The sequence below is a fragment of the Dysgonomonas sp. HDW5A genome, from assembly GCF_011299555.1.
Lineage (GTDB): Bacteria > Bacteroidota > Bacteroidia > Bacteroidales > Dysgonomonadaceae > Dysgonomonas_A.
The window spans coordinates 3,034,081-3,046,287 of sequence record NZ_CP049857.1; the positions used below are offsets into that span (position 1 = coordinate 3,034,081).

The window sequence follows — 12,207 nt, forward strand, 5'->3', positions numbered from 1 at the left end:
TTTGTGGAATAAGCAAATCAGATTTCTTCAAATGCAAAATTGGCTGCCCTATTCAGTATATTGTTGAAGTCTAATCCTTTTTTATATTCAGTCAAACAGTTTTCGAGTAGTTTGTCGCTCAATATAAATTCGTCAGATACCACTTTACCCAGTGTATAACTCTTCAGTTTAAGATATTCGCCGTATTTATAATCTTGCGGAAAATCCTTAGGTACTTTCTTTAATTTTAAATCCTGATCTAACTCAAAGCCTTTTGCCTTTTTGACTGCTTTATCGAAAGAATCGCCATGATCGAGAATATCTTCTCTGATACTCTGTAAAACTTTGGGATCGGGCATATGAATACCTGTTGCTAAAAGATGTCCGCCAATATAATCCGAACCGGGAGCCTCTACATGAAAGTAGTATCCGGCCAATCCCGATTTTTTACCCTTAGGGCAAACATAAGCAGCCATATGCGTTTTATACGGCTCTTTGTTGGGCGAAAAACGTACATCTCGATAGATGCGGAAGGTACAATCTTTAGCATGCAGATTATTTATCAAAGGATCGAATTTAGAGATTCCCTCAATCAGCTTCTCTGTAAATTCGGCGAATTCTTTTTCAGCCTTTTTATATGCATCTTTGTTTGCCGTAAACCAGTCCCTGTTGTTATTTTCTTTCAGTTGAGTTAAGAATTCTACTATATTTTTCATGCTGTTGTATTGTTAAGTATATTGTATTATTCTGCACTTATATTTTGATCGCAGATGTAAAACAGAACAAAATCTCCAACCGTTTCGGCATCCACCAATATCCATCGGGCTTTGTCTTCTTTGGTTTTTGTTTGTATGATTTGTTTTCCGTCCGATGTAAAGTCCTGTACCTGTAATATTTTGAATCGTTTGTTGGTACAATCGTATAAACCGTAGGTGATGCTGTAGCTGAAATCGTCCCATTTTCTGATCTTTTTGTCAGCATCCTTTTTCTTGAATACATTCTTTATCTTATTCACATACGCCTCTTTGCTTTCGGTGGTCATATAGACCGTTTTTACAGTCGCATAGATACGACCTTCCTCCATCTTTACTGAGGTCGAATCAATATAATATTCCAAATGTTCGGTTACAGCCAGATCTTTCCATCCACTTTGTCCCCAAGCCATTACAGGAGCCAAAACTGCAATAATTAAAACGAATAATTGTTTCATATAAGTAGTTTATAAGTAAAAGAAAATATTTAATGACATAAGCAATAAAAAGTTCGCTGAACTTAAAGTTCTGAGATCTGTTTGTAAAGTAAAGATAGGTAAATTATTTATCTTCTTTATAAATAATCTTAGCAATAAAAAGACCTGCACCCTTAATGATTTTGTAACATATATGTCATGTTATTTTAACTATAAACAGCAAAAAACGTTTTATATTTGTAGTAACAAATTTAGATAGAAAATATGAAAAGAATAGCGGTATACTGTGGTTCGAGTTCAGGTTCGAACGAAATATTCAAGACTAAAGCCCTCACATTAGGTAAAGCTTTAGCAAAAAATAAAATAGAATTGGTGTATGGCGGAGCCAAAGTTGGCTTGATGGGTGCTGTTGCCGATGGAACACTCAATAACGGAGGTTTGGCGATAGGTGTATTGCCTCATTTTCTGGCAGAAAAAGAGTTGGAGCATAAGTCACTTACCGAGATTTATCTGGTAGATACTATGCACGAACGTAAATCTAAAATGGCTGAACTTTCAGATGGATTTATTGCCCTTCCCGGAGGTTTTGGAACGATGGAAGAATTGTTCGAAGTATTGACTTGGGCACAATTGTCGTTACACAAAAAGCCTGTAGCACTTTTGAATGTCGATGGATATTACGATGCTTTGCTTCAGTTTATAAAGGTGATGAATCGTGATGGATTTTTGAAGGAAGAATACTTGGATCTACTCATTGTAAGTAGCGATATCGATGATTTGTTGCTTCAAATGAAATCGTATGTTCCTTTGAAAAACGAAAAATGGTTCGTATCTAAATAAGGTTCCGTACTTTTATTACCTTGCTTCAATAATTAATTGGTTAGTCTGTCTCAAAAGGATAGGCTTTTTTTATTTCCCGTTTTACCTGTATTTTCAGCAGTAGGAGTTATTGTTGAGTGAGTGCTTCTATCTGTTTGAATATCGGAATCATAGACTTTCCTTTTTCGGACAAAATATATTCTATATGCAAAGGTTTTTCTTTCACTACAATTCGGGTCAATAAATCTTCATCTTCCAACTCTCTGAGTGCCGTGGTTAAAGATTGTTTATTAATACCTTCCATACTACGCATCAACGAGCTGAAACGGATAGCCCCTGATGTGGCAAGCCGAAAAATCTGAGGTTTCCACTTTCCCGAAAGCGACTTCAAAAGCCCTTCGGCAGGACAATTTGCATTGATATTGTTTTCAGTATCCATAGTCATATTTTTTTGACTTATTGCACAGGTTGAATAATCTAAAGACCTTTGTTCAAAGATAGTGAAATAGATATGATAAAAAATTTAATATGGCTCGTGGGGATACTATTTCTGTATTCCTGTAATACAACAAATGATAAGAATATGAATAAAAGTAATCCGTTAATGTGCGATCCGCAAACAGGAGTTTGTGAGATTCCCGATAAGAATACGCAAGAAAGCAGTATATTGAAGTCGCAAGTTTCAGATAATAGAGTAAAAGTACTTTATTTTACCGATCCTATATGTTCGGCATGTTGGGCAATAGAGCCTCAATTGAAAAAGCTGAGGTTAGAATATGGTAATCTTTTTACGATAGAATATTGTATGGGAGGTTTATTGCCATCGTGGGTCAATTACAACGGGGGAGGTATTCAAAACCCTGCCGATGTAGCCCATCACTGGGATGAAATAAGCGATTATTACCACATGCCTATCGATGGTAATGTATGGCTCGAAGACCCTTTATCGTCTTCTTATCCGCCTTCGATAGCCTTCAAGGCTGCGGAGATGCAAGACAAAGAGGCGGCAGCCCTCTTTATGAGAGTAATGCGTGAAATGTTGTTTTTGGAGAAAAAGAATATTGCCAAATGGGAGAATATTAGCATGGCTGCCCAAAGAGCAGGACTTGACAGTGAAAGGCTGAAGTATGATTATGATAATGGGGCACAACAATTGTTCGAGAAAGACCTCGAAACATCCCGTCAGTCGGGAGTAAGAGGCTTTCCTACCCTTGTGTTTTATAATGAGAATGAACAGCAGACTGTTGTTTATGGCGTAAAATCTTATGAAGCTTATGAGCAGGCTATACTCAAATTATATCCTCTGGCTGTAAAGCAAGTGTATTCGAAAGATGAATTGACTCTCATCACCTACTTTGGAAGTCTTACGGTAAAGGAACTGTTGGTATTATCCGACATAACGATATCCGAGGCCGAAAAGAAATTGCGAAAACTGGCAGAAGAGGGTAGGGCAGTCGAAATACAATCTCGTAAAGGAAGCTTGTGGAGGCTCAAAAAATGAATAATAAACACTAAAAATAATAACTATGGTATTACTGCAAATTAATTTCGGGTTTCCTGCCCAAATGATGGGAGAAGCTCTTACAAGCGGAGCAAAAGGTCTGGCGGAAAGTATTAATAACGAAGAAGGCTTTGTCTCGAAAATATGGATAGAAAATACCCAAACCGAAGAAAGTGGAGGTATCTATTTATTTAAAGATATGGCATCAGCTCAAAAATATGCTGCCATGCATCTAAAACGGGTCGAAGCAATGGGAGCTAAAGACATAGAGTGTAAATACTTCTCGGTCAACGAACCCCTGTCTCAAATCAATCACGGAATTTGATCGCTTCTTTCTGTTAATCTACTACTTTATATTTTATAAGAATGAGGCCGGCTCGTGAAGAGGCGGTCTCTTTTCTTTTTCTAGCACACGATTGTTGTACTTATTTAATTCTGATGACGGGTGAGAAGAAAGGAACATTTCTCCATCTGCCGTTCATCGGGTTAAGTTCGCGTTTTAGACCTCCTTGTACACCAAAATTATCGGTGATTTTAAATTCGACAGCACCACCGTAATGGGTATTGGGAATCATCCACGCATTGTCACCGCCAATATTATTGATGTTACTTCTGGCAGAATATTGTCCGAAACCAATAACGGCAAATCGGTCTGTAACCTGATATCTTAATGACGCATTTACCCCAAAGTCTTCAAAAGAACTTAAGTTGTAAAAATACCTTGCTCCGTATGCACCTACCGATGTTATGATATGTTCCGACAGCATATATTCGTAGTTGGCTCTTATCTGCGTAAGCGACCCCAGTGCAGGAAAAGAGGTGTGCGAACTGACTGTATTAATCCATCCTCCGTCCATTACAATATTTCGTTTATAAAAGCTATAATCATCTACATAAGGGTTGGTAATGGGTTTAGCACTGTAATTGCTTTTGGGACCGATATAAAATTTAGGAACGGATACTTTTATGTCCGCAGCTTCGGTGTCTTCGTTGATTCGATAGTCGGTTCTTTCGGATGTATTATTTACTGATGAATTTTTATCCAGAGGATGGCTTTTACTGCTAAGGTTATGGTTGTTAAGTAATTGTTTATTATTCTCTCTACTCAATCGGGTACTGTCTGTTTCGACGGATTGTCCGTAACATACACCGGATACAATGATAAATAAGATGATCAGTTGTGCTTTCATAAAGATCTTCATTTTGATTTTCGAATCTACTAATAAAAGACCGTATTCGGCTTGTTTTAGTGTTAAAAAAGCATACTTTCGATAAAAAGGACGGTTCTTAAATTTTAGATCTATTTGTTGTTTTATTTTTAATGTTGATTCTTCTACGCGTAATCAAAGATTACTTGTATTCCTTTTGCCCAAATCCGCAAAAGGAATCAAAAAGGCTTTGTGCTGCGTGGCTCACCTGTCTGACTTAAGCTTACAGGCTAAACTAAACCTACTGCCTTACGGCACGTTTAGTTTTACGCCCGTTTCGCTTGTCAGCCAACGGCTCCGCCACTGATGCACGCAAACAACTTTTGTCCGTCAGGCTCTACGACCTTGCCGATTGCACGGGGTACCCGCAGGATGAAAAAAGCGTTAAGAAACAAAAGGATATCAATAGTAAACGTTTTCTTTTGTTTTAGCTTTCGATTCCGTATCGGGTCGGGCAAAAGGCACAGTCTTGATCTTTTGTTTCGTTTTGTATCAAGACAAAATGAAAAACAAATCCGATAGGGTGCGTTAGGAAAAAATAAACCATAGAAAAAAAACATATAATCTCAGCAGGCTTCTATTTTTTTTAGAACAGAAATTTATCTATCAGATGAATTGTATAAAAACAACGAAAGTTATTACATGGATCAAGGATTTATTAAACTTAACCGCAAATTTTTCTCTCATAGAATGTGGGAAGCAGCCCGTACGTTTTCGGAGTGCGAAGCGTGGATCGACTTAATACAGTCGGCACGATTTGAGGCAACCGTAACCATTGAGCGTATCGGAGGTAGAGAAATAAAATATGGTAGAGGGCAATATCCGGCATCGAACCGATACTTAGCCCGAAAGTGGGGTTGGGGAGAGCAGAAGGTGAAAACGTTTATGAGGAAACTCAGAACCGAGAAAATGATTGAGGTCGAAAAATCGCAAGGCATGAATATCGTAACTCTCTGTAAATATGATGTCTATAATGGTCATAACTCAGATAATATCTCACCCGAAAGCCCATCTATGGTGTTGGTAATTAGAGAATTGTCTGATGTTAAAACCCAGCCCGTAACCCGGTCTTTAACCTGCGACCAACCCACGGATAACCCAAACTTTAAGAAAGAAAAGAAAGAAGAAGAAAGAATTACTATTTCCCCCTATAGTCCCCCAAGGGAGTATGAAAAGATGAATTTCGATTTTCTCGATACCCGATTGAGAGAACACTTCTTTCAGTGGCTCGATTACAAGACCAGCAAGGGGCAGATGTACAAAAATAGAAGGTCTATCGAGCTGTGCTATAAACGTTTGATTACAAAATCGCAGGGTGATTGCGGTGTGGCGGTTGCCATTATCGAGCAGTCTATGGCAAACAATTGGAATGGTTTATTTGATTTACAACAACACAAAGATGCAAATAGTAACAAACTTACGAACGGTTATCCAAAGCAGGCAGATTACACCGTCGACATGTAAACTCTCTGATGGCGAGATACACAACCGCAAACGAAAGTTTCTGAAAGCTGCAATGTCGGTCATTCCCGAATTTACGATTGACGAGTCTAACAGGCAGCTGGTTGCCGATCTTTTCAATTACTTCAATGGGATTGAAGGACGGTACGATCTCCACAGAGGACTTTGGCTCTACGGCGATATTGGTACAGGGAAAAGTTCGTTGATGCGAGTGTTTGCTGAATATCTACGGCTCGGTTTCAATGGCTTTAAGATTCATATTTGTGATGGAGTATCAAACGATTACAGTCGGTCGGGCAACTTAGACGAATACACTTACAATCAGTACGGATATATTGGCGAACCTGTGTGGATGTGCTTCGATGAACTGGGACGTGAGACCATTCCAGCCAATCATTTCGGAACAAAGCTTAACGTTATGCAGCATATTCTGCACATACGTTATTCGCTCTGGCAGTCGCAACGGCTTAAAACCTTCGTCACCACCAATTGCGATCCTCTTCAGATTGAAACCTTATATGGCGATTTTATTCGTGACCGTATCCGTGAAATGTTTAATGTCATTTTAATAGAAGGGAAATCGAGAAGACGATGACACAGAATTTGACTTATACTATATCTGAAAAATATTTAAATTGTAGATTGTTTTATACATAATCTATGCTATGGTTCAGTGTTACTATTATAAAATAGTATATTGTACCTGAATATCTGATGAAGTATTTCATCGAGAGAATGTCTTCTCTATTTTACTTCCAAAGTCGTGGATAGGTCTGAGACATTGCTCTGTATCCAATTTTATTACTTGACAAATAAAGACGTAGGAAATTGAAGTTCGAAATTGATACTCAAACACTGAAAGATATTGAAATATTAGACTCTCATAAGAGTAGCTTTTCAGTATTCAATATATTCAACCAGACACGTTGTGTTGGGGGGAAAGATCGTCTGTATACATATCTTAAAAACCCATTAATAAATAGTACCGAAATAAAGAAACGAAGCGATGCTATTGCATTTTTTCAAGAACTAGAGTTTACGTCCGATTTAGATATTGATAAAAACACTCTCGACTTTATAGAACATTATCTACTTCAAGAGGGTTATCCTACTAAGCCTCCCTCTATTATAAGAACTATAGAGAAGAGTTTGTATAATAAAATGAAATCGTCGAATAGCTATTATATAATAGAGAGAGGTGTCGATTATACAATCGATTTACTGAATAATTTGTATAATTTTTCAGTAAAGCTCAAAGGAACATATTGCCCCGAGCTTATAATGGAAGCCAATACACGTATTATAGAGACTTTTGGCTTACCGGAATTTAAGGAGATAACCCGAATAAAGGATATGAAAAAACTGGGTGCTCTTACTATTGCTAAATTCGATTATATATTTAGGTATACCCATAGAGATACCATTCGTTATTTTCTCGACCTTATTTATGACTATGATGTCTTTATTTCTGTTTCAGGCGTTGCTGCAGAAAGGGGATATTCATATTCGGAAATATTACCAAAAGATGATCATGTGATTGAATTAGAGGGGTTATTTCATCCTTCTATCCCTGATCCGGTAAGCAACCATGTAAATTTATCATTTGATAATAACCTATTGTTTATTACAGGTTCAAATATGGCAGGTAAATCATCTCTTCTTAAGGCTATGGCTATAGCGGTATATCTTGCACATATTGGATTTCCTATTCCTGCTGCCAAATCACGAATAAGTCTTTTGAACGGAATTTATACAACAATCAATATTTCCGACAATCTGAGTTTAGGTTACAGCCATTTTTATGCAGAAGTTTTGAGAATAAAGCATATAGCCGAACGGCTAACCCAAGAGACCAATATGCTTATTGTTTTTGATGAATTATTCAGAGGAACTAATGTTAAAGACGCCTATGAAGGATCTTTGGCAATTATATCAGCTTTTTCTGAAATAAAAGGGTGCTTTTTTGCTATCTCAACTCATATTATTGAAGTTGCGGAGAGTCTCTCGGAAAATCATTCTATACAATTTTTACAGATGGAAGTTTTGAATGATAAAGGCTTTCCTGAATACACTTACCTTTTGAAAAAAGGAATATCTGATGTGAGAATGGGCATGTATATTATTGGAAAAGAAAATGTAGTGCAAACTATTCAATCTATAAATAAAAGAACTACATAATAATAAATAGCCTCGGTTTTGTAATTTATTGATATCTCCTGGTATTACTTCTTATCCTTCAACATCTGCTCCAAGATATTTACTTTCTCTTGTTCTGCTTTTAGCATACGTTCATATAGCTCAATAATTTTATCTAATGGGTTGAATGAGCATTGGTAATTGACTGCATTTAATGTTGATGTATCGTTACTCGTAAAACTATTGGATATAATATTGAGTGCAGCATCTTCGCTGAAATTCTTGATAGCTTCTACCGAAACATTGAGTGCCTTTGCAATATTGTTTAGAAGATCGTCTTCCAATATATCTTTTTGCTCAATCTTTGAGATGGTTTGCTGCGATATTTGTAATTTATCGGCTAAATCTTCTTGTTTTACCCCAAGTATTTCACGCAAACGTTTTACGCTGTATCCGTCATTTCTCTTTTTTGTTTCGAAAGCTGTATTCATGTTCTATATCTTAGCGGTTCTTAAAATCATTTATTTTTCAAATATACAAAAATAACCGAAATCACGGAGCGTATTTTACTCTCCTTATTTGGTATTTTACAACACACCATATTATTTTACGCATCGGTACACTTCTATTTTTGTTTCAGAATTATCATAACACAATAATATATATTGGAAAAAATCTTACAGAAGCTTTACAGTTCAAAAGAATTTTCCGAAGTTTTGATGCTTCGGCAAAAAGTGGAAATTATTGCTGCAAAATTAGAATATCTGACAAGTATAGAGCCACAAACCGATGAGGATTACGAGAACCTTCCGTCGATTATAGAATACGTTAAACAGGCTATCGAACTCAATATCGAAATTGCAGCAATATATACACTCGATGTTTGGGAATAAGGTCGCAGACCTTTTTATTGCTTTGACTGTAGGGGGTGAACCTGCGTGTTAAAACAAGCGGCTAAAAGTTATTCGATGGTAAGTAAAAGATCCATAGCGGCTTGATCTTTTAATTTGTCTTTTATTCTTTTTCTGACCGAATTTATTGTGCTTTGGGAGACCTGTCCTTTTTTGATAAGCAGAATATCACCAGCCAGATTGTCTATCGTATACCATTGCTCTACCGATAAAGTTGCTTTTTCTTCGGGTGTTGCTGTTTGGTTGAAGTCGTTTATATTTCGTTTATATTTCAGGTAGATGGTGATTTGTTCTGCGGTTGCAGCTCCTTCAAATTCCCGTTGTTTTTTGGATATGTATTTTGTTCTTCTCTTATCTAAATAAGCAGGCGAGTAATTTCTCACAATTAAGTCAACAAAATAAGTCGAAATTATAAGCATTATGAATTGAATAATAAATACAGGATATAGAGGTTCTGAAGCTCCATAACGATATCCAAAGCTAATAATTGTGATAGGAAATGTAAATAAAAGCACAGGTAGCCATCCTTCACTGTATAATGGATCGCTAGGAGAAATTGAGCATATAGCTAATAGCCCCAATATATTATAAATAAACAATGCAACAGCACCTTTTTTTCGAATGTCCATTACCCCTCCATTTGTTGAATTAAAACGGCAATGCGGTCGTCTATCTCCTTTTCTATTCGTTGAGCCTCATTTCTGAAATCTTCGTCGCTTAACGATTCTACATTATTGATCAGATCTTCGGCTTGCATCCTCAGGTCGATAATCTCTCTGTCGCTATTTATGGTTTGTAAATCTTTACGGGTCACAATCGGTTTTTTAATGGAACAATATCTGCAAATATAAAGCTATTTTTCAATGTAAGAATACTTAATAACATACTAACTGTAGCTGGTAGATGTCTGGTTTAAATGAATATTCGTATTTTTGAAATGGATAACACTATATATTACTGAAAACTAAATCGAAATGTATGATATCTTTACAAAAGGAGCAGTACTCTAAATTATTGGAACCCATAAAAAGCATAACCAACAACAATCTTTTTGCCAGAGCAGTAGCCGAAAGGGTAGTGGAGGGCGAGATATTTGTGGATAACGTAGAAAATACGAAATCGTTTTATCTGCTTCATCCTTATGGGATGTCTCTGCTGTTCGGCGATTCTAAGAATGAGGTATTCAACCTAGCCTTTAAGAAATATGTGTTGAATGAAAATCGAAGCCGAAAGATAATTGAGTGGATGCAGGTATTCCCTGCCGATTGGGATGCCGTTTTACAAGATTTATTAAGAGATAATCTGGTCTCTCCATCTTCCGAAAGTACTTCCTCTCACGATATCGAGCAAAATGTGAGAGTTAACTTCAAGTTCAATAAAGAAAAATTTCTGAGAGGCAAACTCGCTAATAAAAAATCAGACCCCGCTGTCGAAATTCTCAGAACAGATAGAGAAGCATTTGAGAAAATGACAGGGACGGTTGTACCGCTTAATTTTTGGAATGATGCCGAAGATTTTATAAATAAAGGAGTTGCATTTAGTCTCTATTATGATGGTAAACTGGCGTCTACAGCCTTTTCGGCTTACCTTCACGACGATAAGCTGGAGTTGGGTATCGAAACTTATGACGAATTTAAAGGAAAAGGCTTAGCCTATAAAGCATGCTCGGCTCTTATCGAATATTGTATCGAAAATGGCTTTGAACCTGTTTGGGCATGTAAAAGAGATAATGTCGGCTCATATCAATTGGCTCAAAAGCTCGGTTTCGAAAATGTGAAAGAGATATCATATTATCGTTTGGGATTAAGTTAAAATATCGGGTTTGTTTTTTTTCTGAAATTGTAATCGTAAAACAGTAGTTTTCAATTTGTTTAGGCTAATCTGTTATAAAAAATGATAAAAGCATAAAATTGAAACTTATTATAAGGTTCTATTGTTTATAAGTAATATCGATAAGATCAGAGTTGCTGTCTTATCGCTATGAAAATGAATATGTGTATAATGCCAATAATCATATTCACAAACGATTGGCTTTACTTAATATTGGTTTTATGAAAAAGGTTTTATTTTTAAGTTTATTGCTTGTATTTGCAGTAACAGGTTTTACTTCATGTGGTGACGATGATGACGATGACGCTAGCTTTTTGGGTGCGAATGTTGAAGTAACGGTAACAAATGCGTTGGGAATGGTACAATCGGGTAAAACCGTTTATTTGTATAAAGATACCCCTGTTACAAGTTCGACTGTACCCGGAGATGCGAAAAAAATGATTGTAACCGATGCTAATGGTGTAGCAAAATTTAGTTTGAATCTTACCGAATTAAATATTCTGGAATCTCAAACCACTCTTTATTTTGCTGTTTTTTATACCGTTGGAAGTGAAACTCTTGTTGCAGGAAGCACAGGCGTAACAGTAAAACGAAACGAATCAAAGAAAATAGAGGTAAAAATACCTTTATAAAATTGTCCGACTATACTTAGTCAGTAACAGACGGTAGTAAACGTTGTCTTTTAAGGCCATAGCTATCAACCGTTGCTGCACTCAGATGGATAATAAAAAATAGGGCATAAACCTTAAAAGCACTTACAAAAACATTTGTAGGTGCTTTTTTCGTGAGAATGTGAGTGCTTGCCTCGAACGGAATTGAAAGTAATGGCTGACGATTATTTAATCTCTGCATTAAACTTCCATTTCTTTTCGTCTTCATCAAAAGCGATTGAAAACAGCATGGCTGAAGGCAAATGTAAGAATGAAAACTGAGCATTCAAAGCTATTCGTGCCCCTTCGATATTGGCAACATAAAAATTCCAATCCAGAATTTTGCAATAATCGTCATTCACCCTTTCCATATTCGAGCCTAGAATGGCTTCGTTAATATCTTCAATGGTATTGATAATACCCGAATTGTCTCGTTTTTCGGTCAACTCATTATATTTTTCCATATAATGTTTAGAAAGTTCTTCAAAGTCCATGTGTTGATAATTTTAAGAGGTTATTACTG

17 protein-coding genes are annotated in these 12,207 nt (G+C 36.5%); 9 read left to right on the forward strand and 8 right to left on the reverse strand.

Annotated features, from left to right (window positions below):
- Positions 1–17 precede the first annotated feature (17 nt).
- Both G7050_RS12680 and G7050_RS12685 read right to left on the reverse strand, forming a co-directional pair.
- The gene (locus tag G7050_RS12680; RefSeq protein WP_166115927.1) at positions 18–695 is read right to left on the reverse strand and encodes a DUF2461 domain-containing protein; all 678 of its coding nucleotides are present in this window, start codon (positions 693–695) and stop codon (positions 18–20) included.
- Between the two features lie 26 nt (positions 696–721).
- Positions 722–1,189 carry a surface-adhesin E family protein gene (locus G7050_RS12685; RefSeq protein WP_166115929.1) on the reverse strand — a complete coding sequence of 156 codons (468 nt, stop codon included), beginning with the start codon at positions 1,187–1,189 and terminating at the stop codon, positions 722–724.
- Positions 1,190–1,432: 243 nt separating this feature from the next.
- Here G7050_RS12685 and G7050_RS12690 point away from each other — a divergent pair, with 243 nt between their 5' ends.
- Complete coding sequence (locus tag G7050_RS12690) at positions 1,433–2,008, forward strand: TIGR00730 family Rossman fold protein (protein WP_166115931.1); 576 nt, start codon at positions 1,433–1,435, stop codon at positions 2,006–2,008.
- Between the two features lie 106 nt (positions 2,009–2,114).
- On the opposite strand, the gene G7050_RS12695 is transcribed toward G7050_RS12690, so the two are convergent.
- A complete protein-coding gene (locus G7050_RS12695; protein WP_221412803.1) occupies positions 2,115–2,426 on the reverse strand; it encodes a helix-turn-helix domain-containing protein in 312 nt (103 codons plus the stop codon).
- A gap of 72 nt (positions 2,427–2,498) precedes the next feature.
- On the opposite strand from G7050_RS12695, the gene G7050_RS12700 reads away from it, so the two are divergent.
- Positions 2,499–3,488 carry a DsbA family protein gene (locus tag G7050_RS12700; RefSeq protein ID WP_221412804.1) on the forward strand — a complete coding sequence of 330 codons (990 nt, stop codon included), beginning with the start codon at positions 2,499–2,501 and terminating at the stop codon, positions 3,486–3,488.
- Positions 3,489–3,513: 25 nt separating this feature from the next.
- On the forward strand, positions 3,514–3,813 hold the full coding sequence (locus G7050_RS12705; protein ID WP_166115935.1) for a monooxygenase: 300 nt from the start codon (positions 3,514–3,516) through the stop codon (positions 3,811–3,813).
- Between the two features lie 100 nt (positions 3,814–3,913).
- Here the strand turns inward: G7050_RS12705 and G7050_RS12710 are convergent, their stop codons facing one another.
- The gene (locus tag G7050_RS12710; RefSeq protein ID WP_166115937.1) at positions 3,914–4,678 is read right to left on the reverse strand and encodes a hypothetical protein; all 765 of its coding nucleotides are present in this window, start codon (positions 4,676–4,678) and stop codon (positions 3,914–3,916) included.
- A 660-nt stretch (positions 4,679–5,338) separates the two neighbouring features.
- Between G7050_RS12710 and G7050_RS12715 the strand changes: the two genes are divergently transcribed.
- The 3 genes from G7050_RS12715 (at position 5,339) to G7050_RS12725 (ending at position 8,335) form a co-directional block, all read left to right on the forward strand.
- A complete protein-coding gene (locus tag G7050_RS12715; protein WP_166115939.1) occupies positions 5,339–6,160 on the forward strand; it encodes a hypothetical protein in 822 nt (273 codons plus the stop codon).
- Positions 6,096–6,752 (forward strand): hypothetical protein, encoded by a 657-nt coding sequence (locus G7050_RS12720; protein ID WP_166115959.1) that lies wholly within the window; start codon positions 6,096–6,098, stop codon positions 6,750–6,752. The genes G7050_RS12715 and G7050_RS12720 overlap by 65 nt, the downstream gene beginning before the upstream one ends.
- Positions 6,753–6,985: 233 nt before the next feature.
- Positions 6,986–8,335 (forward strand): hypothetical protein, encoded by a 1,350-nt coding sequence (locus G7050_RS12725; protein ID WP_166115962.1) that lies wholly within the window; start codon positions 6,986–6,988, stop codon positions 8,333–8,335.
- Positions 8,336–8,379: 44 nt separating this feature from the next.
- On the opposite strand, the gene G7050_RS12730 is transcribed toward G7050_RS12725, so the two are convergent.
- Positions 8,380–8,784, reverse strand: a complete 405-nt coding sequence (locus G7050_RS12730) for a helix-turn-helix transcriptional regulator (protein WP_166115964.1) — start codon at positions 8,782–8,784, stop codon at positions 8,380–8,382.
- 174 nt (positions 8,785–8,958) lie between these two features.
- Here G7050_RS12730 and G7050_RS12735 point away from each other — a divergent pair, with 174 nt between their 5' ends.
- A complete protein-coding gene (locus G7050_RS12735; RefSeq protein WP_166115967.1) occupies positions 8,959–9,186 on the forward strand; it encodes a hypothetical protein in 228 nt (75 codons plus the stop codon).
- Between the two features lie 68 nt (positions 9,187–9,254).
- Here G7050_RS12735 and G7050_RS12740 read toward each other — a convergent pair whose 3' ends face one another.
- Entirely contained in the window at positions 9,255–9,833 is a 579-nt protein-coding gene (locus G7050_RS12740; protein WP_166115970.1) for a hypothetical protein, read from the reverse strand.
- Entirely contained in the window at positions 9,833–10,018 is a 186-nt protein-coding gene (locus tag G7050_RS12745; RefSeq protein ID WP_166115972.1) for a hypothetical protein, read from the reverse strand. Before G7050_RS12745 ends, G7050_RS12740 begins: the two co-directional genes overlap by 1 nt.
- Positions 10,019–10,182: 164 nt before the next feature.
- On the opposite strand from G7050_RS12745, the gene G7050_RS12750 reads away from it, so the two are divergent.
- On the forward strand, positions 10,183–11,016 hold the full coding sequence (locus G7050_RS12750; protein ID WP_166115975.1) for a GNAT family N-acetyltransferase: 834 nt from the start codon (positions 10,183–10,185) through the stop codon (positions 11,014–11,016).
- Between the two features lie 239 nt (positions 11,017–11,255).
- Entirely contained in the window at positions 11,256–11,666 is a 411-nt protein-coding gene (locus G7050_RS12755) for a hypothetical protein (protein WP_166115977.1), read from the forward strand.
- A gap of 203 nt (positions 11,667–11,869) precedes the next feature.
- Here the strand turns inward: G7050_RS12755 and G7050_RS12760 are convergent, their stop codons facing one another.
- The gene (locus G7050_RS12760; protein ID WP_166115979.1) at positions 11,870–12,178 is read right to left on the reverse strand and encodes a hypothetical protein; all 309 of its coding nucleotides are present in this window, start codon (positions 12,176–12,178) and stop codon (positions 11,870–11,872) included.
- Positions 12,179–12,207 lie beyond the last annotated feature (29 nt).

Excerpts from the sequence above, each read along its gene's own strand:
- G7050_RS12755 (WP_166115977.1), top strand. The coding sequence starts at position 11,256 with ATGAAAAAGGTTTTATTTTTAAGTTTATTGCTTGTATTTGCAGTAACA.
- G7050_RS12710 (WP_166115937.1), bottom strand. The coding sequence starts at position 4,678 with ATGAAAGCACAACTGATCATCTTATTTATCATTGTATCCGGTGTATGT.
- G7050_RS12760 (WP_166115979.1), bottom strand. The coding sequence starts at position 12,178 with ATGGACTTTGAAGAACTTTCTAAACATTATATGGAAAAATATAATGAG.
- G7050_RS12700 (WP_221412804.1), top strand. The coding sequence starts at position 2,499 with ATGATAAAAAATTTAATATGGCTCGTGGGGATACTATTTCTGTATTCC.
- G7050_RS12750 (WP_166115975.1), top strand. The coding sequence starts at position 10,183 with ATGATATCTTTACAAAAGGAGCAGTACTCTAAATTATTGGAACCCATA.
- G7050_RS12740 (WP_166115970.1), bottom strand. The coding sequence starts at position 9,833 with ATGGACATTCGAAAAAAAGGTGCTGTTGCATTGTTTATTTATAATATA.
- G7050_RS12695 (WP_221412803.1), bottom strand. The coding sequence starts at position 2,426 with ATGGATACTGAAAACAATATCAATGCAAATTGTCCTGCCGAAGGGCTT.
- G7050_RS12705 (WP_166115935.1), top strand. The coding sequence starts at position 3,514 with ATGGTATTACTGCAAATTAATTTCGGGTTTCCTGCCCAAATGATGGGA.
- G7050_RS12730 (WP_166115964.1), bottom strand. The coding sequence starts at position 8,784 with ATGAATACAGCTTTCGAAACAAAAAAGAGAAATGACGGATACAGCGTA.
- G7050_RS12720 (WP_166115959.1), top strand. The coding sequence starts at position 6,096 with ATGCAAATAGTAACAAACTTACGAACGGTTATCCAAAGCAGGCAGATT.
- G7050_RS12680 (WP_166115927.1), bottom strand. The coding sequence starts at position 695 with ATGAAAAATATAGTAGAATTCTTAACTCAACTGAAAGAAAATAACAAC.
- G7050_RS12690 (WP_166115931.1), top strand. The coding sequence starts at position 1,433 with ATGAAAAGAATAGCGGTATACTGTGGTTCGAGTTCAGGTTCGAACGAA.
- G7050_RS12715 (WP_166115939.1), top strand. The coding sequence starts at position 5,339 with ATGGATCAAGGATTTATTAAACTTAACCGCAAATTTTTCTCTCATAGA.
- G7050_RS12685 (WP_166115929.1), bottom strand. The coding sequence starts at position 1,189 with ATGAAACAATTATTCGTTTTAATTATTGCAGTTTTGGCTCCTGTAATG.